Genomic DNA, 22,740 nt, shown 5'->3' on the forward strand with positions numbered 1-22,740 from the left:
ACCGAAACATAAACCTATTCATATTCACTCATTTATTTATTATACATCGCTGATGTTATTAAATTTTCATTCCTAAGCTTCTATTACTTCTGTTGAAGAGACTTGGCGATCGCGGATTGCTTTTGCTAATTGATGAGCAGCTAAAAAAACTAAATCATTCATTCTACTTAACTGTATTTTTAGGGAATAAAACTATTTCTCATTCATAATTCAGACGCTCCGTTTGGGTTGCCCAATATTTAATTAAATCAGTTCTAGTAATTAATCCTACAGGAATACTATTTTGTTCAACTATAATACCATTAGTTCCTGATAGAAGAACTCTATAAGCTTCGGAAATATCGACTTTCACATCTAAACTCGGTAAAGGTTTACTCATAACAGGCGCAACTTTTTGGTGAGAAAAATTAATCCCTTCATGCAGTAGTTTCATTAAAGCTGCTTCATTTAAACTGCCAATGATGTGATGGTTTTCAATAACTGGAACTTGTGAGATATTCAGTTTGTGCATAACTTCGATGACTTGACTCAATGTATCCTGCGAACTCACAGAAACGAGTGAGGGAAAATCTTGTTTCTGGGCAAGTATCTCTTGAAGTTTGATTGTTTTTTTGGTTGGTTCTTCCCAAAAACCATTTTCCTGCATCCAGCTATCAGAATAGATTTTATTTATGTAGTTTCTTCCTGTATCTGGTAACAGCACTACAATCTGTTTCGGTTCTGATAATCGGGCTGCATATTTAAGGGCTGCTGCTACTGCTGTACCGCAAGAGCCTCCCACCAATAAACCTTCTTCTCGCGCTAGACGGCGAGCCATATTAAAAGACTCGCGATCGCTAACTCTGACCATTTCATCTATTACTTGGCGGTTAAACGTCTTCGGAATAAAGTCTTCACCAATTCCCTCAACTTTGTAAAGTTTGGGGGTGTCACCAGAAAAGATTGAACCTTCTGGATCTGCACCAACAATTACTATATTTGGATTTTGTTCTTTCAGATATTTGCCAACTCCAGAAATTGTGCCGCCTGTTCCCATCGCGGCAACAAAAACATCAACTTGCCCATGACTGTCTGACCAAATCTCTGGCCCAGTCGTTAAATAATGGGCTAACGGATTATTAGGATTAGCAAATTGATCCGGTCTATAAGCTCCTGATATTTCTTTACTAAGTCTTTCTGCTACACCGTTGAAACTTTCTGGAGAGTCAGGCGGAACTGATGTCGGCGTAATTACTACTTCTGCTCCATAAGCTTTCAGTAAGTTAATTTTATCCTGGCTCATCTTATCCGGCATCACAAATATGCAGCGATATTTTTTTATCGCAGCGATTAGCGCCAGACCAACTCCCGTATTTCCTGCTGTTGCCTCAATTATTGTCCCACCGGGTTGCAGTTTTCCTGCTTTCTCTGCGGCTTCAATCATGGACAGAGCTATTCTATCTTTCGTACTACCACCCGGATTGAGGTATTCTACCTTGCTATAAATTGTTGATTCAATTTCTTGACTGATACTATTAAGTTTAATTAGGGGAGTTCTGCCAACCGCTTCCAGAATATTATTGTAAGTTGCCATCCGAATGTCTCTAGTATTTTCTAATGTTGTATTGCCGTTTGATGCTGGGAAAAAAACTTCAGACTAAACTCCACCAAATGCTTTGGCCGTAGCGTGTTCTATAGCTGCTTGAAATTTCGGCAGGGCACGGGAAATCATGTCTTGGTTGGCAGTCAGAGAAATTCGGAAATAACCCGGTATTTCCTGGGGCGTTCCAGGGAACACAAAAACATCGTGGCTGGCTAGTAACTCGGCAAAAGCACAATCGTCTGACCAGGGTGACTCTACTAACAAAAAGAATGCCCCTTCCGGAATTTGCAACTTGTAACCCATTTCCTGGAGTGCCTTCACCATCCAATCGCGTTTGCGTTGTAGATGCTCCATATCGATGGTGAGTTCATCCAAATCTGTGAGGGCGTATTGCATCAGGGCACTGGGGAAACACCAACCAAAGGGACTGCCTTGCAGTGTCCGAATTATGCGCCGTATTGACTCACGTTCAGGCATTGTGGGTGGCAAGGCAATATAACCGATGCGTTGACCGGGAGCCATCCAGACCTTACTGTAGCCATAGATGAGGAAGGAAAACGGGTAGAACTGGGTGGGACTGGGACAAGTTCGTCGATCGAATACAATGCGGCTGAAGGTTTCATCGGAAATCAGGTAGATTGGTTTGCCGTAGCGATGGGAGGCATTGGTGAGCAGATTTGCTAATTGTTGTAGGGTTGTTGCTGAAAAAATCTTGCCTGTGGGGTTGTGGGGTGAATTGATAACCATCGCTCTGGTACGTTCAGTTATGGCAGCGGCGATCGCATCGAGATCCAGATCGAAAGTAGTTGGATTGACTGCAACGCCAACCGGAACTGCACCAGCAACATGAATCATCCGCCTGTAGTTTAGCCAAGGTGGGGTGATGATAATCACCTCGTCTCCTATTTCGGTCAGCATCTGAAGACAAATATTCAGACTAATCAGACTACCGTTGGTCAGGAAAATATCTTCAGGTGCGATCGCGATCCCGCGTTGCATCTTCAGACCTTCTGACACAGTGACTCGTGCCTGTGGAAGGTTGTCTTTGTAACCGAACCAACTCTCATTTTGCGGAATGCTCCAGCGCTGAAGGGCTTCTACAAAGCCTGGTGGGGGCAGTTCGTGAGCGTCACCCTCAGTAAAATCAATGCTCCCCGGTTCATGCTTGCGATTCATGTAGTTTGCCTTGGCAAGGAGTTCGCTGGGGGTCGGGGCTTGAATCGCTTTGAGCAGTCGGGACGAGATTGTATGAGTTTTTATATCGAAATTCTCTTTAGTATCGGCTTCTTGTGCCTCCTGTGGCGTTTTACTTGGTGGTTGTTTTTGATCTGCCATAAGATGAGTTAAGTTGACCTATTTATGTTAATCATAATCGCTGTTAGGACTTACGCACTGAGTGCCTAATTGCGTCATTCTGAGCGATCGCATTAGCGCAGTGGCTCCGCAGGATCTAGAACCTCAAACCCTTGTCCTGAGAATTACGGTGCATAAGTCCTAGTTAGGTTACAAAAGTTTTGGCGTTGGTGAACAGAGGTATGATTTGGCTCTCACCGATGACGGAGGCAGGTCGAATAGCGTTCAAATCAGAGTATCTAAATGATTACTTGAATATGGAATGAGAACGTCCTCGAATTTGAGGAGCGTGAATTAGTAAACGAATTGAATGTTTGAGCATTTCTTCGGATTTAGAATTAAAAAATAGTTTTTCTATTCAATCGAGCCAGCTCATGTCTAAGTCTTGTATTTTCACCTTCAGCAGTTGCGAGCCAAGCAGGTGTTCTGGACGACGGTTGCTGTGCTAATTCCTGTTTGGCTGCCATACTTTTTAGCAAATGTATTGACATCGAGTTGTGCAGATTTTTTGAGCCAAGTCTTTTTCACTTGCTTACCGTTGAAAGAAACAGTAATGGTGACTAACCGCTCTCTAGCCGATTTTGTGGGAGACGAACAACAGCTTGGCTAGATACGGCTAGGTATAGACCGATGAGAACTAGGGCAAAACCTACCCAATTCGAGAAACTTAACTTTTCCCAAAATATTGCCCAAGCCAAAATGCTGCTAAATACTGGCTCTAACAAATGTACTAAGGAGACAACCACTGAGGACAAGCCACCAACGCTATAGGTTAAAAGTCCTTGACCTAAAACTTGGCAGACGAGGGCGAAAAAAATGACGAACAGCCATCCATTCAGTGAAGAAGGAAAAACCCGCTCTTGAGCGAACACAAGCATCGGCAAGATGGATAGGGTAGCGATCGCACAAACCCACAACTGAATTGTGATGGGGTCAAATTTGGTTCTCAGTTGTTCTACTACCAGCAGATATGCACCCATAAAAACCGCAGAGACGATGGCAGCTATGCCTCCTGTGACCTCACCAGCAGCCATGTGTATTTGCTCGATTTCAATGGCGATCGCTCCGCCAATGGCGACGACCATCCCAATCAGAAATTGGCGGTTAAAGCCTTGACCGAATAATAACCACGCTCCTAAGCTGGTAAAGATCGGGGTGAGATTGTGTAGGATTGTCGAGATAGCGACGCTGGTTTGAGTCAGCGACCAAGCTACAAAGGCTAAGGTGGCAGCAAAAAAAGTCCCAGCACCCAGCAATAGCAAAAGCTCCTGACTGGTGTATGAATGCTGTTGAACGGGTTTGTCACCAGAAAGTCTCTGACGTATTGCCTTGTATCCTTGCCACAGCCCAAAGACGATACTACCTAGCCAAAAGCGATTAAATATTGTAGCATTGGGACTTAGTTCAGCTTCACTCCATCTAATGAAGATAGAGCCAAAAGAGAGGGCGACTACACCGACAAATAATGAGGCGAGCGCCATCGTCGTTTTATTGGATTCATTCATTAGGGGTGAAACAACTATAAAACATAAAAAATTATGATTGGCTGTGAAGCAACTGTGCTTCGTGGCGATCGAGAAGTCTTCTCTAGCAAATCTAGGAGCTAAATGCTGGTTTTAGTTTTTTTATATTTCTATTTTTGAAAAAGCATCCCTTTCATTTATTAACACCTATCTAATACTATGTCAAGCACTATTTTTTACATACTTTACGGATCTGTGGAGCCGGTTTCCAAATGAGGACGCTCGGCAGTTCTACGTTTCTGTTAGCTATTTTGCCTGCTCCAGGATGGGGTGCATTTTTGCTTAACTTCGGCATTATTGGTGTTGTCGTTATTGTTCTCTACCTACTGTTTGGTATTTTGCGGAGGGTTTTCCGTCAATTTACCTCCGACCTGGTGTTAGTTGCACTCAACGTCTCACAAACGCCGCTGACACTCATTGTGTTCGCGATCGGTTTCAAGCTGGCATTGCAGACGCTATCTATCGCTCCTACAATTTACATTACTTGGTTCCAGCGAGGCTTGACCGCTTTTCTTGTCCTTATCGCCGCCTTTTGGGTGGTTCAATTGCTCACCGAGGTTGTGCCTTATGCTTTTAGCCAGTATGCCGCACGCTCCGAGGCAATGTGGGATGATGTTCTCACTCCGATACTACAAAATGTTCTCCCTTTAATTGTTTACTTGGTGGGTGGACTGCTGTTTCTCCAGGCATTCGGTGTTGACATCCAAGGTTTGTTAGTTGCCATCGGAGGAATCAGTTTTATCTTGGGGTTTGCGCTAAAAGACATTCTGGCAAACTTCTTCAGTGGGTTAGTCTTGCTCATCGATACACCGTTTCGCTTTGGGGATGTGATTGAGCTAGCCAACGGTAGAAGAGGCGTGATCAAACACATTGGGCTGCGATTAACCGAACTGTATCTCATTGACACGCACTCACAGATTTACATCCCCAATGCCGCGTTTGAAGGGCAGGAAATTATTAACCTCAGCCGTCCGACCAATCATTACTACTACACGATCGCCATTCCCATCAAAGCAGATGTTGCCCCGGCTCTAGCCATCTCCATGATGGAAAAAGTCGTGCTGGCGCACCCCGATACCATGGGCGAAATTGACAAGAAGTTAGAATTAGTTGACGAGTTTTATGGTTGCTCTATACCTGGGGTAAAAGCGCAACAGAAGCGAGAAACGGGACGGCAACGCTTGTTAGCTGAGACTGAGGTGAATACTTTACTAGCTGAGATTGAAATGGGTTTGGCGCACCTAGCCGATCTCATCTCCCAATTAGAAAGGGGTGGATTAGATGTAGAGGAGCGGCGAACAGTGCAAGCATACTATCTGGAACTTTGTCAAAAGATTGGACTGGAATCAAACAAGTCCGATCGGCATGACCGTCGCAGACGCTTGCTCAGTGAAGCTACGGGAACAGTATCCGAGAGTACGTTGATTGGGCTGATACGCCGTTGGTATCAATACTGGTTGAAAGACCCTGACCTATTTCAAGAAGACCAGCAAACGTTGAAGCAAGAGTGGGAACAGAAGATTGATTTGTTGAAGATCAAAGTTAACAAGCTGTTATGGGCAATTAGTAATCCCAAAGGGTTAGACACGCGATTAGACGAATTGGTAGAACGCTTTCGCGAATGGTTGCGAGAAAACTTCAAGAGTTCACGCAATGAATGGCAAGACCCCAAAATCTGGATCAATGACCTGAAGGGAGATTACACGCGAGACACGCTGGTGCGGTTCTATGTCGATGACATCAAGTTGGAACATTGTGAACGGGGACAGCGGATTCTCAGTGAAATGCGGCGCGAGCTCGTCTGGCATTTGCGTCAGTCATATTTGTCTAATTGATTGTGAGAATGTCGGTCAATATTCTCAAGGCAGCTTCACGCTAGGTAGGGGTGAGAGCAACATTGCAGAAGCTGTTAGACCTTCCCTTCGCGATCGCAAACGTATTAAGGAGGCTTGTACGATCGCCGAAGAATACATCAACGATTTGGAATCGGCTCTCATCAGCGGCAAATTCCTTCACGAGACATACCGTTTTGACCTGACGCTGGTTGATAAAGCTCCATACTTTTCGCCGGAGGAGGAGTTTGCCCGCAGCACCGTATTCGTGGAACTTGCATAAATATCACATTCTTTGCCTCACCTGACACAATCGGTTTAAACTGACATCTTGCATCATTGTCAATAAGTCTTTCAAGGATGGGCATCCTGCCGCCCCACAAGAAAATTCATCTTTTGTGGAACAGGCCGGAAAGCCTGTTCTTGAGATTGGTGCAAGATGTGAATTTAAGTAGACCTCTGGTCGCATTCTTAACAGTCCCCTTCTCTTGTAAGATGATGTTAGCGAATCAGGGGTGATATCAAATCCGGCTAATTGCACTGACTTCCCTGATACCTCATGCGCCATGCCTCATATCCCCTGCCCACTTCCTTGTGTGGCTGATTAACCGGATTTGATATTATCAGACCCCGGACGGCTTCCATTTTCTCGTTTCTCGTTCCCAGACTCAGCCATATCTTAATTACTTAATTTTTATAAGTATGGTAAGATTCGACGAACATAAACTCAAAACATAAGTTGATAAATCAACAAAGGATAAGTGATAAATTTGACAAGCAAAATGAAAAAATTCTCTCAAAATCAAGCTTGGTAATCAAAGCCGCGGTAAAAGACTTTCTCCTCACCGATCAATATGTATCAAAAATTTTAGCCCAGGTATCCCAATAGCCTGATATAATGTCAATCTATCGTGATTTGTTTTCATCGGAAGGTAGCGAACTGTATGTCAAGCCAATATCGCTTTACTTTCCCCCAGAACAGATTAGCAAGCTGACTTCTGCTGATTGTGTATTAGCTGCACAAAGCCGTAATGAATTGTGTATTGGCGTAAGAATTAGTGCCAGAGCCCAAGATAAAAATCAAAGCTTTGGTATTGATTTAATACCGAGTTTGGATAAGCAGTTAAATCTAAGTTTAGATGATGGACTGATTACTTTAGCTGAGGATGAAACTTGATGGCGGTATCGATATACTATGTAAAATAGTTGCAAGAATACGGAGCGATGAACTTTGGTATGAGAGGGGGTATATAAAGTTCATCTAAATTATTTCATAATTTAGAAAATAGCTTGTTGAGTATACATACTTGGTGCAGTTCCTGTGAGTACAAGCTTAAGTTTTCTAACGACAGAAAAAGATAAATTATGAGCATAGAATCTATCAAAATTCAACAATATACAACCACCACAGCCGACTGGCGACTAACTCCTGGCTACTTGCATGAAGGCAGATCGGATTTTGAATCGGCGCATATTTTGTTAGGTCGTTTTTTAGCCGATAGAACTTCAGAAGACCCGCTTTTGGAAAAAGAACTATTTGCCAGCGACGGCATTTTTGAGTGGGGACACGCCAAGCCTTTAGAAAAAGTGATTAATTCACAGTCAGACTTGGAGTTTCTACTGTTGCATCCCAATTTGTTACGCAACTGTATTACTATTATAGAACCTTGGGAACACGTAGGCGTTAACGCTAATGGCGAAGATGTTCGGGCTTCCAAAAATGTCGCATACATTGCTCAGAAAGTCGCCGATATGGACTCAGTATTACTACCTGTTTGGTCAACAGGAGTCCTCGATCCAGAAATAGTTGTTCCGGCAATTAACTCTGGTTATGCAGTGGTAGTCGAAGGTGGCCATCCATCGACATACGATGCCTCTACCTGGACAAGTCCGGCCTGTCCGCGAGAGGATATGTTTGCATTAGTGGAAAAATTATTGATCTCGCGATCGCCCACCAGTGCCCCGGCAATATTTATCTGTGTAGGACACCAACTAGCTGCTGAATGTCACATCCGACTCATCCGGCGTGCAGTCAAACAAGTCCTCAATATGACATCTTTAGAACGCGATAAGGAGAGCAAAGGACTCAGATCGTTGCAAGGAGTCTGCCAGCGCATCGAAGCAATGGGCAAGACACTCGAAGTCAAAAAGCGTGATGGACGAGTTGTTGCTACAGGCTGGAATGACGAGCATTTTTCCGTGACGCGCAATGAATTAAAAGAAGTAGGCGATCGTGTGTTGTTGCCTTATCAGTCTCCCGACGGCGATGCTTTAGGTATTCCTTGGGAAATTATTCATGCTCATGATGTCACAGCCGACAGCCATGAAGGCGTGATTGACACAACAATTCAATATGAGGCAAGAGTGTCAATTTCGATGTTTCATTCCGATGAAGTCAACGAAGAAGCAATATTGTTTGCCAACTGGGCTTTCCGCAGTATTCATGACGCTATTGTTCCCTATCGGCACATCATAGCTGGTAGCTCTCTGAGCTGGCTAATACAACTGCCCGACGCCATTGAAATTCTTTGTTCAACAGCAGAGGAAGATGGTGAAATAGTTACCGAATGTTCGGCAACCTGCATTAATTACAAAGACTTTGAAACTAAGAAAATTAGACGCTCGTTTACTTGCCAATTTCATCCAGAACTGCTCTCGGATTTGCGTGCGATCGGTAACAGTAAAGCTCCCTCCTATTCAACATTGAAAAATGATGATGGTGTCCGCTTATTTGTTCGGCTCCTGTATGCGGGAATGCAAGAGTAATGCTATTAGCTTGCGCCACTCCAATGGTGGCGCAGGTACTACTTTGAGAAGTGAAGATGACAATTGAACTGAAACCATCACAGCAACAGATAGAGCAGACACCAAGTGCGATCGCGCAGCGACTCCAAGGGAGTATCGGACTAACTTCATTATTTCTGGCGATCCTTGCCTTATCCTTTGCCGCCATCTTCATCAGATTGAGCGAACGGGAACTGGGTCCGGTTGCGACAGTATTCAATCGCTTCTGGGTAGCCACTATCATTTTAGGATTAGGGAAGGTGTTCGAGACCTTTAGGGAAAGACACTCCCACGACTCCTTGCTCGAAAAGGAGCATTACACAGTCAGCGATGTAGTCTTGTTGCTAGTAATGAGTTGTTTGTTCTCAGGCACATTAATAACCTGGGCTTGGTCACTCACCCAGACAAGTGTGGCTAACTCTAATCTGCTGCATAACGTCACCCCGCTGTTCACGACTCTGATGGGATGGCTGTTTCTCAGTCAATGTTTTGAGGGCAGATTCCTCATTGGCATGGTAATCGCCATCAGCGGATCAATCTTAATTGGACTGGGCGATTTGCAGGTAGCGAGTGATAACTTCACAGGTGACTCGCTTGCCCTACTATCTGCTGTCTTTTCTGCAGCCAATCTGCTGACTGTAGAAAAACTTCGAGCCAAGTTTTCAGCAACAACCATACTTTTGTGGTGTTCCTGCTGCGGGGCACTGTTAACTTTCCCCATCGTTCTGCTAACGGAAGATGTGCTTTTTCCCTATTCCTGGGCTGGCTGGTTAACAATAATTGCCCAAGCCTTGGTCTGCCAAGTTTTGGGTCAAAGTCTTCAGGCTTATAACCTCAAAGGATTTTCTTCTGGGTTCGTTGCCGTGTTCTTGCTGCTCGATCCGGTGATTACTGCTATACTTGCTTGGATAATCTTTTCAGAACAGTTAAGTCCTCTGAACTGGCTGGCTTTTTCTATAGTTTTGGCAGGCATATACATCGCCAAGCCTAGTCAAGGAGCCGAAAAAGTTACCCCTTTTGGAAATTAAAAGTCAAAAAATATTTCTTCTGTGTTTAAGTAATGGAGGTTTTTAGTCAGGGTAAGCTCATATAATTTGGTATAAATTGTACTTGACAATGAGTCAAATAAGTGAGATGACAACAATGCCACCCCATAAAATATTTAGGAATACAATTTATGTCTCAGGGTTTTGAGAGCAAATTTACCTCTGCCAAAAAAAGCTCTCTTCCTCAACTACCGCTTCGGGAAGTAGCAGAGATTCAAGATATTCAACGCCCGTTTAGTCGCACATTTTGCAGATATTAAAGACCCCAGAGTCGAGCGAACTAAGAAACATCAACTCACCGATATCCTAGCGATCGCAATTTTTGCTATCATCGCCGGAGCGCAAGGGTGGGAAGACATCGAGAATTATGGCATTAGTAAAAAAGGCGTTGCTTAATCAGCGTATGAAAAAAAATAACTTATAAATCCCGAAGTTTTGTGGATGCTGGTTTCTATGACTTGCATATTTAGGCTTTCATACCCTAAATCAGCAACGCCCCAAAAAGATATGCCGATAGCAGCCATTGCCTTATCCGTCGGTGCTACCGTTATCACTGGCAACCAACGAGACTTTTGTCAAGTTCCCGGACTCTCGATCAAAGATGGGACGCTTGATTCCTAACTCCTAACTAATCACTGCTGACTAACTAATGCAAAAACTTGCGAACTTGATATTCGCGACTTTCGGCGATCGCAATTTGCAAATCGCCCATGTGGGCATCCAACTCATCTATTGTGCTTTGCGGAACCGACTTCCACTGCTCCCTAGTTTCCCAGCGAATCAACATCACCACCTCATTTTCCACCGCATCCACCCAAATTTCTTTGCCCAAATAACCTGGGAAATTTCTTAGTCCGGTCGTCCAAACTTCTTCATCTCGCCGAATAAACGCCTCCCACTTTTCGGGAGGTACTTTAAATCTCAGCCACTCAATTATCATATTATTTTACTATTTTTAATCACTCGATTTTAGATTTTAGATTTTATGTTTTTGATTTTAGCATTGACTCTAATGCCGCACTCTGGGCGCTTAAACAGGCGTTACTAAAAAAATGTTGGAAGCGCGAATTATAGCGGTAAGGTGCGCCGAAGAACACCCTACATAGAGAAGTTCTGCCTCCAAGACTGTTAAACTAAAATCTCAACTTTTTTGCTCTGGGCGACTTTGGGCGGGAGCTTGTCTCCAGCTTTGGGTGAAGTCAATTAATCGTTGCCGATCGCAATTTTAATTATCAACTCAGTTCCCTGTCCCGGACGCGAAACACAGTGCAACTTACCGCCGTGCTTTTCTACTACTAAATGTTGGGATATTGCTAGACCCAAACCTGTGCTAGTGTCCGGACATTTAGTGGTAAATAAAGGGTCAAAGATGCAGCCGAGGACTTCTTCAGTCATGCCAGGGCCGTTGTCGCTAATGGCGATCGCAACTTCGCTTTCCCCTACCACAGAGGTCCGAATCCGAATTTCGGGATTGAACATTTCAGATGCCGGCCTGACCGAAGACAAGAAAGATTTATTTGGCATTTTACCAGGCTTTTCGGAATTTCTCCCCCCTTCTTCTAAAGCGTCGATCGCATTTGTCAACAAGTGCATGAACACTTGGTTTAAGTGTCCCGCATAGCAGCGGACTCGCGGCAAATCCCCGTATTCTTTAACTAGAGATATCCCCGGGCGTCCCCCTTTAGCTTGCAGGCGATTTTGCAAGATCAGCAAAGTGCTGTCCAAACCTTCGTGGATATCTGCCGGCTTCATTTGGGCTTCGTCGGTACGCGAGAACAAGCGGAGCGATCGCACGACATCCCGAATCCTTTCGGAACCGACTTTCATTGAATTTAACAATTTCGGCAAGTCTTTTTTGATAAATTCTAAGTCTAATTCGTCCATCAGATATTGAATTTCCGGCACGGGATGGGGATAATACTTTTGGTAAAGGTCGATCGATCGCAGCAGTTCTTGAATGTAGCCCGTGGCGTGGCTGACATTGCCGGAAATAAAACTAACTGGATTGTTGATTTCGTGGGCTATTCCTGCTACTAACTGCCCCAAAGAAGACATTTTTTCTGTTTGAATCAGTTGAGTTTGAGTTCGCTGCAAAATTAACAGCGTCTGCTCTAATTTCGCCGCTTGCTGCCGCAGGCGTTCTTCTGATTCTTGCAAAGCCAAAAGAGAGTGTTTGCTTGCTGTAATATCTACTCCCACAAATACCGCAGCCGCACTGTTATGGTATTTTTGAGCGACAATTAAATAAGTTTTATTTTCTCCTCGGATGCTCGCTGTTACTTCCTGAGATGTCTTCTTTTCAGGGTTGGCAAAGAAATCGTATACTAAATCGTTAAATTTGGGACTTGTCTCTAAAAAACCTACTTTTTGACCGGCAAATAGTTCGGCAGGCATTTTGTAAGCGCTAGCTAAATGTCGGTTTACTCCCAAGTAGCGCAAATCGGAACTTACCCACGAAACTAATCCCGGCACGGCGTCCAAAACAGCTTGAAGTTGCTCTTTCGCCTCTACAAGCCCTGATTCTGCTACTTGGCGAGCGGAAATGTCGCGGGCGATCGCGCAGCGGTATTCGCAGCCGCCGTATTCTAAATAATTGACTTTAACTTCGACGGGAAAACTGGCGCCGTCTTTGGTTGTATAACTGGTTTCAAAAGTGAGGTTGCTTTGCTGCTTGAGTTGCTCCCAGTGTTCGGGCCAATCCGATGCTGACAACTGCGAATCGATGTCGCTTACCCTCAGGTTAAGCAGTTCCGATTCCGAGTAGCCGAAAAGATGGCAAGCAGCTTTGTTCGCATAGCAAATTTCACCGTCGGAGGTAGTAAAAAAGATTGTATCAGCAGCATTTTCGAGGGCAATTTGAGTTAGTTGCGGTATTGTTTCTAACTGCTTGCTTTTGGCCTCAGACTGAAATTTATTATAGCCATGTGTTTGAGCGAGCTCCTCAGCTATCTCAGAGGCCAACAGGATCAAACCGCCGATCGCACCTTCGTTATTTTTCCAAGGTTGAAATATCCATTTTACCGACGCGCTGAAAGAACCGCCTGCGATTTTTCCTGATACAGATGCGATCGGTTGCCCTGTCACAAACTCGCTGTATTTCAAAACTCCGGTCAAACAAGCCTGGGCGTTTTGCTCCCAATATCCCGGGAGATTCGGGAACAGTTCCCAATGAGATCGGCCGATCGCCTCCCCGCGGCCAATCCCGCAATCTGTTTCCCAGCGACGAGAAACCGACAGATAGCGCATTTCACAATCTACCATTGCCACGGCGTCGGCGGAGCGCTCAACAAACCGCCGAAATCTGTCTTTACTATCGGACACGGCTGCCTCTAGGGGTTGTTGGGCGAGCGGGACAGTCCCGTCGGCGTACTTTCCCAGTCCCTGACTTTTTTGCTGAACTGGCTTAGTTTGCACGGTTTGGGATTTCCTCCATAGCTGTCTAGTTTGAAAAATTCTGTTTGAGACCAAAAATGCTGTGTTTCCCTGATTGGCTCTCTCGGACGATACCCTTAGAGGGTATCACCCATCAGTGATATCATTTTTGATGGGGATATGTCTATAGGCATTACTGTCAACTTAAGAGCAAATCTAGTGTCCGAGTGCTGTTTGACTATTAGGCACAGATCGGCGGGGCGCCCCCGAATACTCGGAGGAGACTGGAGTTCTCTCTTGCGTCCCCCGACTATTCGGGGGCGCAAGAGGGGAACGAGACTCGGCAAAAACGAGATAGACAAAGGGTTTTAGGGGATAGTTGACACCAATAGTCTATAGGTACTCAAGAAATTTTTCCCCAAACTTGGAGATTGAGAAGATTTCCTGGTAATTGTTCGGTATTTTATACAATTTCCCAAAAGAATGCAACTGTAGGCCTGCGATCGAAACCTTGAGCTTCATCAGTCATTCCCCATTCTTTAATTGAAAATCGAAAATCAAACATGGTATGAGATCGTGTAGTAGCCAGTGCGATCGCCCAGATAGCTTGAGAATTTAAGAGACCGCTCAAACAAATTTGTGCGTAAATTCACTGGTAAAATCCACTCTCCCTTTGCGTAACATTGCAGGATCTAATCTTTCAGTAGTGTTGCAAGTCATCAAAACTACGAGCTTTTGTCCAAATTGAATCCCGTTATCGTCGATGACACTTTGATACAAAGTTCCATCCAGCAAACTCAAAATGTGTTCAGTTTTGTTAGTGCGTTGACCCTCTGCGGTCGATCGATCTTGAGCCAAATTATCAGCTTCATTGATAATAATACAAATCCGCTCTAAATAACTCGGAGGCACAAAATTTTCCACAGCATCGTGGTCTAAGATAAAAATTACATAACCCAGCGGCACTAAAATTTCCTTTGCTACCGCTTGCGTCCAAGCAGTTTTGCCCGTCCCCGGTTCGCCGCTGACCAAAACAGCCAACTGATTTTGATCCAGAATTGCTTGCTGAACTGTATCGGTAAAACTTTGAACCTCCGCAGAAAACGTCCGAATTGGGAACTGGCTGTGAACCTGTCCGACGCGGCTTTTGTACCCGCCCAGAATCACCGCTAAATTGTAAGTTGCCTTGCTAACGAGCGGCGCAATATCTTGGGAAATCAGAGTGTAGCAGCGTCTTCCCCTGTCGTAGCTGTCAATTTGCAGCCAACAGCCTAATCGGGCCCAATAAGCATAAACAGTACCCAAAACTTCCAAGCGTTCCCAGCTAATAAATCGCTCCGGGGAATAAGAAAAATGTCGCTCCATAAAAGACTGGGTGATCGCATCCGGTTTTCCCAGCAAATCCAGAACTTTGAAAAGAGTAATTTCTTGGAGTTTGTTGAGAACGTAGTCAATGGGAATGCTAGCGCGGCTGACCAATTGTACCACCGGCGTTTCGGTAACTAAAACGTCTTTGTAGCGGTAATCCGGGTAAACTGGCTGCGGAGTAATGTAATCCCAAAACTCATCAATTTCGTAGCGAGTATTTTCCGAGAATACATTTAAAATATTTGCCCACCAGGTATATTGATGTCGTCCCATTGCATCGGCAATGTCGCTAGCTGCACCTAAAGTTTTTTGAGCTAGTTCTAAGGGGTCGCTAGACGCTAAGTGTAGCAGGTGATCCCAATCAAATTGACGGTAAAAAGGTCGCCATCCAGAGCCGAGAAGCCCTCGATTTTGAGGATTGTTTTGATTGAAATTGTTTTCGCGATCGCCCATATCTGCCGCACTCATTTTGCAAAACTCCTACTTACTCTTATGTTAAAACATTTTTTGTACATTTTATACAAAAAACCGGAAATTTATCAACTTATTTTGAGATAATTGGGTGGCACAAAATCTACTAGCCAAACTTTGTTAGCTGAGCAGTAAAATGTATGGCCGTCGCGTTGCATTGCTGCGGCATCTACAGTAAAGATAGCCGGGATGCCATGTCTTCCACCTACTTGGCGCGCCGTCGGGATATCTACCGACAAATGAACATGATGCCGCGACATTTTCCTAATTCCTTGACTGAGAATAGACTCGACGGCAGTGCTACCTGTTCCGTGGTATAAAATATCCGGGGGAAGTGCGGGTTCTAACTGCAAGTCAACCTCTACACTGTGTCCTTGGTTGGCACGAATTAGAGTGCCTGTGGAGTTGAAAGAAAAGCGTTTTTTGTCGTTTTGCACGACTACTTCCTTGAGTTCTGCAAGCTGAACAGGGAAGTTATTTTTTTGGCACGCAGCGAGGAGTTCGCTAACAGGAACCCAGCCGCCTGGAGCGAGTTGAATGCCGATGCGATCCGGAGCGTGTCGCAAATGTCGGCTGAGGTATTTGCTAATTTTGACTAAGCGTGAATTATTCATTTGGTTTTTTCAAATAAAGTCTTTTTTTCTCATATATATATTTACCAGCTTCTAAATCTGTGGCTAACTGTTCCAACCATTCTCGCCAACTTTTAGCAATAAAGCCTCTGCAACCATCATCGTGGCAAATAAAAATAATTTGCCCAACTTGACCTCCTGGTGCTGGATCTAAATCCAAACAAAGACTGTCGCCGCTGAGGTCGGAAGCGATCGGAATCCATTTAGGATTCCACCACAATTCTGTCCGAATCAGTCCATCTGAAGCGCAGCCACAATCATTGCCATCTTCCTCATTAAAGTCGCCTGTATCCAGTAATTCTTTCCAATAATTCCACTCTCTTATCATTCCTTCTAAACAAAGAAACTGCCCGTACGGCATTACTGAATATCTCTCTTCAAACTGACCGTTATGAATGCGCTAAGATGATTTTACATCTTCAGGAAACTCTATTTCTAAAAATAGTTCTGCTGCTTTTATAGCTTCATGGGTGGCTCCCGGTTGCAGATTGTTCAGAATTTCTGGCGCATTAACGGCAAGCCAAGAATTAATGCGATTCCAGATGGTTTTCATGATAGTGAAACGTAAATTTATGGCATATTTAGATACTAAATTCGATCGGTTAAGATTTTTGTCGCAATCGCAGATTTATCCTCAGGCAGCCTAACCCAGTTGCATTCACTTCTTAACTCCGCCAAAAATAGCAAAATTCAGATAGCGCCAGTGACATCCGGCGTCTGCAAAACCAGCTTCTGCCAGCCACTTAATCTGCTCTTCCACAGAGGAGGGAATATCTTCTTCTAAATATTTTTGGAACCAGGCTGCATCGTCTTCTCCGTTAGCTTTCATATACTGCCGCCACAACTGTTCGTATTGCTCAGTCAGCCGGGGAGTAGCACCTGTGACAATATCTCGAATTAGCAAGATTCCCCCTGGATTCATGGAGTGGAAAAGTTTGTGAAATAGCTGTTGTTTACCTGCGCTGTCGAGGTGGTGGATTGCCAACCCAGAAACTACCAAATCGTAGCCGCTGCCGAAATCATCTTCGGCAAAGTTTCCTTGCTGCAAGGTCAGCCTTTCTCGGAAAGCGGACAAGTTAGTTTGGCAAATTTTTAGCATATTTTCCGCTATATCAAAGGCAAGGACAGTTGCCCGAGGAAATGCTGACAAAATCACAGCCGACAGTATGCCAGTTCCCGCGCCTAAATCCAGAACTTTTATGTTAGCATTAGTTTCAGAAGCGAGTAACTGCAATATTAACTCGTGTTGCTCGCGATACTGCGGAATGAGGCGAGTAATTAAGCCGTCATAATTAAATGCTATTTCTTCAAATTGCTCGCGTACAGCGTCTAAATTCACAGACTATTGTTCTCAAAATGTTAATAGTTGAGTGCGTCAATACACTTTGGCTGCTCTCGTTTGAGTGCATACTACATTTTATAATACAAGTAATATACAGACCTGTCAAGATTTAGAAGGAATTAATTTAACAGAAGTTGCGGACGATCGCCAGACACGGACTTTATTCGCCGAAACCCGCCAATGATTTGGGAACTGTCTAGCCCTGCACATATATCTGCTGGAGAGGATATGAGGTCAAAAGCCACAGACCCGAAAGCCTTCGCAAGAGGAGACTTTGCGCCAGATCCGAGGAGTAATTGTGAGAAAAAAATTGACGCTTATGATACCAGTTTAAAACAAGAATGCAACTTGAGGCTCGCGATCGACACCCTAAAATTCTCCGTAATTCCCCCTCGTAAAAGATAAAAGATCGAAGATCAAAGCCAATTAGCCAGCAGCCGATGGTCGGCTAGATATCAGAAAATCAGTCCTCAGATTGACAAAGTTTAGCCAACTATCAACAAAAATTGAGGTGACTCCCGAGTGGATGTGGTACCTGCCAAATTTTCAGGAAGATGTAGAGATACAAAATATTACACCCGCCGGCGCGGGAAGCAAAATAGTGATAATGAATCAGGATGCGAGTAGATTAGGTGTCAGCCGTCAGGGGAAAATAGAAGCAATGGAAATCCAACAACGGAGCAAGGATAAGACCGATCGCCAGCAACCGGACACGACCGATCGCCCAGGCAAAATTTCTACGGTAAAAGAACTAGATTCGTCGCTGCAAGAATGTTTAGATTTTAAGGGGGCGATCAACCGATCGGCACTTGCGGTGAGGACGAACGCGCGAGGAATTATCACCTACGTCAGCGATCGAGTTTGCTCCATGTCCAACTATTCGCGCGGAGAATTGATCGGCAGCCACTTTGGCATCCTCCATTCGGAATATAAGTCTTCGGAATTAATCAAAAATCTGCTGTCAACAGTTGCCAAAGGTGAAGTTTGGCAAGGAGACATTAAGAATAAAACCAAGAATGGAAGTGATTATTGGGTGTACGCAGCAGTAGTTCCGCTGTGGGGCTGCAAGGGAAAACCCTGTCAGTATTTGGCGATCGGATTCGACATCACCGATCGCAAAGCCGTTGAAGCAGCCCAAGCCGAAGCAAACCGGGCAAAAGACGAATTTCTGGCGATCGCCTCCCACGAACTGCGATCGCCCCTGAGCGCGATTTTGGGATGGGTGCAGCTAGCGAGATCGCGCAATTTAAACGAAGCCACCACCAGCCGCGCTTTGGAAATCATCGAGCGCAACGCCAAATTACAAAACCGGCAAATAGACAATCTCCTCGACCTCTCGCGGCTGCTGCGGGGGAAAGTGTGCCTGAACATCGGCCGAGTTCACCTCCCGTCTATCATAGAATCTGCGCTCGGCACCCTCCGCCCCGCCGCCGATGCCAAAAACATCCGCGTAGAAACACATTTTGACCCCGCCGTCAGCTACGTTTTGGCAGATGCAGAACGCTTGCAGCAAGTAGTTTGGAACCTCCTTACCAACGCCATCAAGTTCACCCCTGAATCGGCACGAAACCCAGTTCAAGTGCGGACAGAGCCTACTGCGTCGGGCGTCTTGATTCGCGTCAGCGACAGCGGTTGCGGGATCGATCCCAAATTTCTGCCACACATCTTTGACTACTTCCGCCCCGCAGAGAGCTTCCAGACCAAGGAACAGCATCGGCTTGGTCTGGGGCTCTCAATTGTGCGGCAGTTGGTGGAACTGCACGGGGGAAGTGTTTGGGCTTCGAGTCCCGGCCTCGGTCAGGGGGCGACATTTGGGGTGCTGCTACCGATTGCCAAGAAAAATGCACCCGACGATCGCACTGCTGCGATCGCCCTAATGGAAAGCAGACCCGGATCGGTTTCCAAACCCCTAGCGGGAAAGCAAGTCCTGGTGGTGGAAAGCACCGCCGAGATCCGGCAATTTCTCAAAACTGGCCTCGAAGCATTTGGAGCAAAGGTAATAGCAGTGGGTAGCGCCGGCGAAGCGATGGCCGAGTTGCAACAGTCGCGGCCCGACGTGTTGGTGAGCGATATGACCGTTTCCGGAGCCGACGGCTGCGATTTGATCCGCCGCATCAGAGCAATGGAAATGTCCGAGCACAGGGAACTGCTGCCGGCCGTGGCGCTGACGGCAGGCATCCAGGAAGAAGATTCGGCATCGGCGCTGGAGGCGGGGTTTCAGAGGCATTTGTCGAAGCCGGTGGAAGCGAATCAGTTGGTGAGCGCGATCGCCCAATTGGCAGGACTGACTGGATTCGGCTCAGGAGAGTGGGGTACGGGAAATAGCGGGGCGATCGCACCCCACACCCCGCTGCCGGAACATCACAGTTTTGACGACAAAAATAATGGCGAAGAATTAACACCAGACAGCAGAGAATTACCGCTGTTGCTGGTAGTAGAAGACAACGATTTTCTGCAGGCTTACCTCCAAACTTTATTAACTCCGTACTATAGAGTCGCCCTGGCGAGTGACGGGGTTGAAGGTTTAGAAAAAGCAAAAACTTTGCAGCCAAATTTGATTGTGAGCGACCAAATCATGCCGAGACAAAACGGACTGGATTTGCTCAAGGAGATTCGCAGTACGCCAGAATTGAAATCGACTCCGGTAATCTTTTTGACAGCGCGATCGGGGATGGAAGCTCGGATCGAAAGTTTGGATGCGGGTGCTGACGATTATATTGCAAAGCCTTTTGACGAGAGGGAATTGCTGGCGAGGGTGAGAAATTTGTTGCGATCGCACTCAGCCGAACAGCAGTTGGCGGTTCTCAACCGTCAGTTGCAGCAGCAGAAACAGCAGTTGGAAACTGTGAATCGAGCCTTGCAGTATTTAGCAACTTACGACAGTTTGACTGAGGTAAGAAACCGCCACTCTTTTAATGAATACCTCGATACTGAATGGCGGCGTTTGGCGAGGGAAGAAGCACCGCTGTCTTTGATTATGTGCGACATCGATTATTTCAAACTTTACAACGACACTTACGGGCACCAAGCGGGGGATGAATGTTTGCGGCAAGTGGCGGCGGTTCTGCAGCGTTCGGTAAAGCGATCTGCCGATTTAGTAGCGCGTTACGGTGGAGAAGAATTTGTAGTAGTTTTGCCGAATACGGATATTCAAGGTGCGGCTTGCGTAGCTGAAATGATCGCACAACAGGTGCGGGGTTTGCAGATAGCTCACGCTAAGTCTGCAGTCAGCGAATACGTGACGCTGAGTTTGGGTGTAGCTTGCTGCATTCCGGCGCCGATGTCGCAGCCGGGGACGCTAATTGCGATCGCCGACGAGTCGCTTTATCGGGCAAAAGAATCAGGGCGCGATCGGGTTTCTGTTGCCTCATTTGAAGGATAATATAATAGTTAAATCAACTTGTATGGTGCGTCTGGCATCGATTGTTTCGATTTAAACAGGTTTTTTGGATGTCACGCACCATACCAATGTGCTTGCAAAATTGTGCGAATTCAAATTGCTATAAAATAGTTAAAAGAGGTCGTGCCATGACAGCAACATTAGACAATCCAAAAGACCAGCGCCTAATTCACTGCGGGAGTGATTGGCAACAATTCAAGCTAATCGAGCAGGGGTTTTTTGACTCCCCCGGCATCCGACTTTTTTATTTCAAAAATCAGGTAGAAATCTTGGCAGTTTCGCCAGAACATGAAGTCTTCAGCAGTGTCATCGCCCTGTTGCTGGGTACGTATTTTGTAGAAAAAGAAATCGATTTTACTCCCACAGGAAGCTTTACCCAGGAAAAGGAAGGAAAAGCATCCGCACAAGCAGACCAATCTTACTTAATTGGCACACCATCGGGAGGCATTGCAGACCTCTCGATCGAAGTTGTATTTACTAGCGGCAACGAGAGCAAATTGAATCGCTACCAAGCCTTGGGAGTGCCGGAAGTTTGGTTTTGGGAGGATGGAGTATTTGGCCTGTATCATTTGCGATCGCACGGTTATGAAAAAATTGAGCAAAGCGAAGTTCTGCCCGGTTTAGACATCAACCTGCTGTCTCGCTGTTTGCTGATGGCTTCTAAGGTTGAAGCAGTTAAGGAGTTTCGGCGCGGGATTTCTGCGGTTTAGAGGAAAAGTGGCTTGGGCGATCGCTCCCCCATTTATAAATATATTGTTAGGATAAAATACTCACCTTTATATTCTTTCATTTGCTGGCGCATAGCGGCTTCAATTTTAGGAGAAAAATCAGAAATTTCCACTTTTGTTATGATTGAATGTGAACGCTTTTTCCGCCTATCTAATTAGGCTAGTCGTGCAGCTTTGTTCCGGCTATTTTTAAGGAAATAATGCTTCAATGCTGTATCGAACTTTGCAGTATAATCTACTTGAATCATTTAAAATAACTCCCCATTGGGAGGAATTTTAACCTCAATCTCTTCCGCCGACCCAACCAATACAAACAAGTTGTAGCTTCTCTCGCCAACACAGATGAGGTGAATAGGTTGCAATGCCAAATAGGTCAAGTAATAACTGCTTCGATAAATTAACGACAATATTTGTAGGGGCGGCTTTCACCAACAATCTTTCATTCACATCGACAATATCTATCAAGCCGCCCTCACCCAGGCGACTCGAAACTCGGGTGTATTTATAGCATTCCTGTTTGCGATCGCACTTTCACACTCCAAGATAACGTCTGTCAGTGCAGCAAAGAGTTATGAAACTTGGTTTGTGGCTCTTGACACCCGTGTATTACGAATGTAGTATAGAGTTGCGGTAGAAAAGCTCGATCGACCGACACCAACCAACAAAATTTAGAAAAAACCTATGCAACCCATCCGACAAGGCGACGTAATTCTCACCCCCGTACCGAAAATCCAAGGAGAAAAAAAACCTCACCTAACTCTCGCCGAAGGTGAAGTCACCGGACATTCTCACCAGATTATTGAGGGACAAGCTGAACTTTACGAAAAAGACGGCACTTTGTACTTGCGGGTGCTTTCACCGACAGCTTTATTGAGCCACGAAGAACACCATGCGATCGCAATTCCAGAAGGTAATTGGATGGTGCGAATTCAGCGGGAATATGAGCCGCAAGGTTGGCGGTATGTCGCAGACTAAGGTTAAAAAACTCACGCCAGAACAAGCAGCTTTGATTCCAGTTTACCGCGAAAAGTGGAGAGCGATCGCGCTTTCCACTGGCCCGATAGATCGATCGCAAGCTGCGGAAACAATTTTGTTAAAAATGACTTGTCCGAATACGGGATTTGTTCAGGCTTTGCGAGTGCCGCCCGAAGTGCGATCGGCTAAAGAAGCAATTCGCTGGGTAAATTGGGATATCAACCCAGAGAAATTTAGCGTGCAAACTTGAAGATTTGTCATTGCCACACAGGCCGCCAGGGGTTTAAACCCCTGGCGGCCTGAAATTTTACCAACTAAAGTCAGAATTTATC

Annotated in this window: 23 protein-coding genes and 1 pseudogene; 11 read left to right on the top strand and 13 right to left on the bottom strand. The window is 45.4% G+C overall.

What is annotated here, in order from left to right:
- Positions 1-199: 199 nt before the first annotated feature.
- From QUA20_RS21680 to QUA20_RS21700, 4 genes are all read right to left on the bottom strand, one after another.
- Positions 200-1,573, bottom strand: coding sequence for a cystathionine beta-synthase (locus QUA20_RS21680; RefSeq protein ID WP_333191085.1), 1,374 nt, complete (start codon positions 1,571-1,573; stop codon positions 200-202).
- A 63-nt stretch (positions 1,574-1,636) separates the two neighbouring features.
- Positions 1,637-2,917 carry an aminotransferase class I/II-fold pyridoxal phosphate-dependent enzyme gene (locus QUA20_RS21685; protein WP_333191086.1) on the bottom strand — a complete coding sequence of 427 codons (1,281 nt, stop codon included), beginning with the start codon at positions 2,915-2,917 and terminating at the stop codon, positions 1,637-1,639.
- A 417-nt stretch (positions 2,918-3,334) separates the two neighbouring features.
- Complete coding sequence (locus tag QUA20_RS21695; RefSeq protein ID WP_333191140.1) at positions 3,335-3,463, bottom strand: hypothetical protein; 129 nt, start codon at positions 3,461-3,463, stop codon at positions 3,335-3,337.
- Positions 3,464-3,495: 32 nt separating this feature from the next.
- Positions 3,496-4,440 carry a DMT family transporter gene (locus QUA20_RS21700; protein WP_333191087.1) on the bottom strand — a complete coding sequence of 315 codons (945 nt, stop codon included), beginning with the start codon at positions 4,438-4,440 and terminating at the stop codon, positions 3,496-3,498.
- A 230-nt stretch (positions 4,441-4,670) separates the two neighbouring features.
- Between QUA20_RS21700 and QUA20_RS21705 the strand changes: the two genes are divergently transcribed.
- The 7 genes and pseudogenes from QUA20_RS21705 to QUA20_RS21735 all read left to right on the top strand — a co-directional run bounded on the left by QUA20_RS21705 (position 4,671) and on the right by QUA20_RS21735 (position 10,741).
- Complete coding sequence (locus QUA20_RS21705) at positions 4,671-6,293, top strand: mechanosensitive ion channel family protein (protein ID WP_333191088.1); 1,623 nt, start codon at positions 4,671-4,673, stop codon at positions 6,291-6,293.
- Positions 6,238-6,573, top strand: a complete 336-nt coding sequence (locus QUA20_RS21710) for a hypothetical protein (RefSeq protein WP_333191089.1) — start codon at positions 6,238-6,240, stop codon at positions 6,571-6,573. The genes QUA20_RS21705 and QUA20_RS21710 overlap by 56 nt, the downstream gene beginning before the upstream one ends.
- A 615-nt stretch (positions 6,574-7,188) precedes the next feature.
- Positions 7,189-7,467: a hypothetical protein gene (locus QUA20_RS21715; RefSeq protein WP_333191090.1), complete on the top strand. Its 279-nt coding sequence runs from the start codon at positions 7,189-7,191 to the stop codon at positions 7,465-7,467.
- 188 nt (positions 7,468-7,655) lie between these two features.
- Positions 7,656-9,056 (top strand): hypothetical protein, encoded by a 1,401-nt coding sequence (locus QUA20_RS21720; RefSeq protein WP_333191091.1) that lies wholly within the window; start codon positions 7,656-7,658, stop codon positions 9,054-9,056.
- A gap of 56 nt (positions 9,057-9,112) precedes the next feature.
- Positions 9,113-10,102, top strand: a complete 990-nt coding sequence (locus QUA20_RS21725) for a DMT family transporter (protein WP_333191092.1) — start codon at positions 9,113-9,115, stop codon at positions 10,100-10,102.
- Between the two features lie 230 nt (positions 10,103-10,332).
- Positions 10,333-10,504: pseudogene (locus tag QUA20_RS21730) on the top strand (transposase family protein); the annotation flags it as partial.
- A gap of 69 nt (positions 10,505-10,573) precedes the next feature.
- Positions 10,574-10,741, top strand: coding sequence for a hypothetical protein (locus QUA20_RS21735; RefSeq protein WP_333191093.1), 168 nt, complete (start codon positions 10,574-10,576; stop codon positions 10,739-10,741).
- Positions 10,742-10,766: 25 nt separating this feature from the next.
- Here the strand turns inward: QUA20_RS21735 and QUA20_RS21740 are convergent, their stop codons facing one another.
- The 8 genes from QUA20_RS21740 to QUA20_RS21775 form a co-directional block, all read right to left on the bottom strand.
- Complete coding sequence (locus QUA20_RS21740; protein ID WP_333191094.1) at positions 10,767-11,060, bottom strand: TIGR03792 family protein; 294 nt, start codon at positions 11,058-11,060, stop codon at positions 10,767-10,769.
- 263 nt (positions 11,061-11,323) lie between these two features.
- Complete coding sequence (locus QUA20_RS21745; protein WP_333191095.1) at positions 11,324-13,534, bottom strand: PAS domain S-box protein; 2,211 nt, start codon at positions 13,532-13,534, stop codon at positions 11,324-11,326.
- Positions 13,535-13,955: 421 nt separating this feature from the next.
- Positions 13,956-14,123, bottom strand: coding sequence for a hypothetical protein (locus QUA20_RS21750; RefSeq protein ID WP_333191096.1), 168 nt, complete (start codon positions 14,121-14,123; stop codon positions 13,956-13,958).
- Positions 14,120-15,328 carry an AAA family ATPase gene (locus QUA20_RS21755; RefSeq protein ID WP_333191097.1) on the bottom strand — a complete coding sequence of 403 codons (1,209 nt, stop codon included), beginning with the start codon at positions 15,326-15,328 and terminating at the stop codon, positions 14,120-14,122. Before QUA20_RS21755 ends, QUA20_RS21750 begins: the two co-directional genes overlap by 4 nt.
- Positions 15,329-15,399: 71 nt before the next feature.
- A complete protein-coding gene (locus QUA20_RS21760) occupies positions 15,400-15,945 on the bottom strand; it encodes an RNA 2'-phosphotransferase (protein ID WP_333191098.1) in 546 nt (181 codons plus the stop codon).
- Positions 15,938-16,360, bottom strand: a complete 423-nt coding sequence (locus QUA20_RS21765) for an SMI1/KNR4 family protein (RefSeq protein WP_333191138.1) — start codon at positions 16,358-16,360, stop codon at positions 15,938-15,940. The genes QUA20_RS21760 and QUA20_RS21765 overlap by 8 nt, the downstream gene beginning before the upstream one ends.
- Positions 16,361-16,363: 3 nt before the next feature.
- Positions 16,364-16,516 carry a hypothetical protein gene (locus tag QUA20_RS21770; protein WP_333191099.1) on the bottom strand — a complete coding sequence of 51 codons (153 nt, stop codon included), beginning with the start codon at positions 16,514-16,516 and terminating at the stop codon, positions 16,364-16,366.
- Positions 16,517-16,621: 105 nt separating this feature from the next.
- The gene (locus QUA20_RS21775) at positions 16,622-17,302 is read right to left on the bottom strand and encodes a methyltransferase domain-containing protein (protein WP_333191100.1); all 681 of its coding nucleotides are present in this window, start codon (positions 17,300-17,302) and stop codon (positions 16,622-16,624) included.
- Between the two features lie 514 nt (positions 17,303-17,816).
- Here QUA20_RS21775 and QUA20_RS21780 point away from each other — a divergent pair.
- Together QUA20_RS21780 and QUA20_RS21785 are read left to right on the top strand one after the other, a co-directional pair.
- Complete coding sequence (locus QUA20_RS21780; RefSeq protein WP_333191101.1) at positions 17,817-20,687, top strand: diguanylate cyclase; 2,871 nt, start codon at positions 17,817-17,819, stop codon at positions 20,685-20,687.
- Between the two features lie 146 nt (positions 20,688-20,833).
- The gene (locus QUA20_RS21785; RefSeq protein WP_333191102.1) at positions 20,834-21,415 is read left to right on the top strand and encodes a Uma2 family endonuclease; all 582 of its coding nucleotides are present in this window, start codon (positions 20,834-20,836) and stop codon (positions 21,413-21,415) included.
- Between the two features lie 266 nt (positions 21,416-21,681).
- On the opposite strand, the gene QUA20_RS32075 is transcribed toward QUA20_RS21785, so the two are convergent.
- Positions 21,682-21,840: a DUF6888 family protein gene (locus QUA20_RS32075; protein ID WP_445304696.1), complete on the bottom strand. Its 159-nt coding sequence runs from the start codon at positions 21,838-21,840 to the stop codon at positions 21,682-21,684.
- A 274-nt stretch (positions 21,841-22,114) separates the two neighbouring features.
- On the opposite strand from QUA20_RS32075, the gene QUA20_RS21790 reads away from it, so the two are divergent.
- Together QUA20_RS21790 and QUA20_RS21795 are read left to right on the top strand one after the other, a co-directional pair.
- Entirely contained in the window at positions 22,115-22,408 is a 294-nt protein-coding gene (locus tag QUA20_RS21790; RefSeq protein ID WP_333191103.1) for a hypothetical protein, read from the top strand.
- The gene (locus tag QUA20_RS21795) at positions 22,395-22,658 is read left to right on the top strand and encodes a hypothetical protein (RefSeq protein WP_333191141.1); all 264 of its coding nucleotides are present in this window, start codon (positions 22,395-22,397) and stop codon (positions 22,656-22,658) included. Before QUA20_RS21790 ends, QUA20_RS21795 begins: the two co-directional genes overlap by 14 nt.
- Positions 22,659-22,740 lie beyond the last annotated feature (82 nt).

The sequence above is a fragment of the Microcoleus sp. Pol7_A1 genome, from assembly GCF_036701085.1.
Lineage (GTDB): Bacteria > Cyanobacteriota > Cyanobacteriia > Cyanobacteriales > Microcoleaceae > Microcoleus > Microcoleus asticus.

Bases quoted from the DNA above. Each gene is read 5' to 3' on its own strand.
- QUA20_RS21795 (WP_333191141.1), top strand. From the start codon at position 22,395: ATGTCGCAGACTAAGGTTAAAAAACTCACGCCAGAACAAGCAGCTTTG.
- QUA20_RS21715 (WP_333191090.1), top strand. From the start codon at position 7,189: ATGTCAATCTATCGTGATTTGTTTTCATCGGAAGGTAGCGAACTGTAT.
- QUA20_RS21735 (WP_333191093.1), top strand. From the start codon at position 10,574: ATGACTTGCATATTTAGGCTTTCATACCCTAAATCAGCAACGCCCCAA.
- QUA20_RS21720 (WP_333191091.1), top strand. From the start codon at position 7,656: ATGAGCATAGAATCTATCAAAATTCAACAATATACAACCACCACAGCC.
- QUA20_RS21685 (WP_333191086.1), bottom strand. From the start codon at position 2,917: ATGGCAGATCAAAAACAACCACCAAGTAAAACGCCACAGGAGGCACAA.
- QUA20_RS21700 (WP_333191087.1), bottom strand. From the start codon at position 4,440: ATGAATGAATCCAATAAAACGACGATGGCGCTCGCCTCATTATTTGTC.
- QUA20_RS21725 (WP_333191092.1), top strand. From the start codon at position 9,113: ATGACAATTGAACTGAAACCATCACAGCAACAGATAGAGCAGACACCA.
- QUA20_RS21705 (WP_333191088.1), top strand. From the start codon at position 4,671: ATGAGGACGCTCGGCAGTTCTACGTTTCTGTTAGCTATTTTGCCTGCT.
- QUA20_RS21680 (WP_333191085.1), bottom strand. From the start codon at position 1,573: ATGGCAACTTACAATAATATTCTGGAAGCGGTTGGCAGAACTCCCCTA.
- QUA20_RS21785 (WP_333191102.1), top strand. From the start codon at position 20,834: ATGACAGCAACATTAGACAATCCAAAAGACCAGCGCCTAATTCACTGC.
- QUA20_RS21740 (WP_333191094.1), bottom strand. From the start codon at position 11,060: ATGATAATTGAGTGGCTGAGATTTAAAGTACCTCCCGAAAAGTGGGAG.
- QUA20_RS21755 (WP_333191097.1), bottom strand. From the start codon at position 15,328: ATGAGTGCGGCAGATATGGGCGATCGCGAAAACAATTTCAATCAAAAC.
- QUA20_RS21770 (WP_333191099.1), bottom strand. From the start codon at position 16,516: ATGAAAACCATCTGGAATCGCATTAATTCTTGGCTTGCCGTTAATGCG.
- QUA20_RS21760 (WP_333191098.1), bottom strand. From the start codon at position 15,945: ATGAATAATTCACGCTTAGTCAAAATTAGCAAATACCTCAGCCGACAT.
- QUA20_RS21790 (WP_333191103.1), top strand. From the start codon at position 22,115: ATGCAACCCATCCGACAAGGCGACGTAATTCTCACCCCCGTACCGAAA.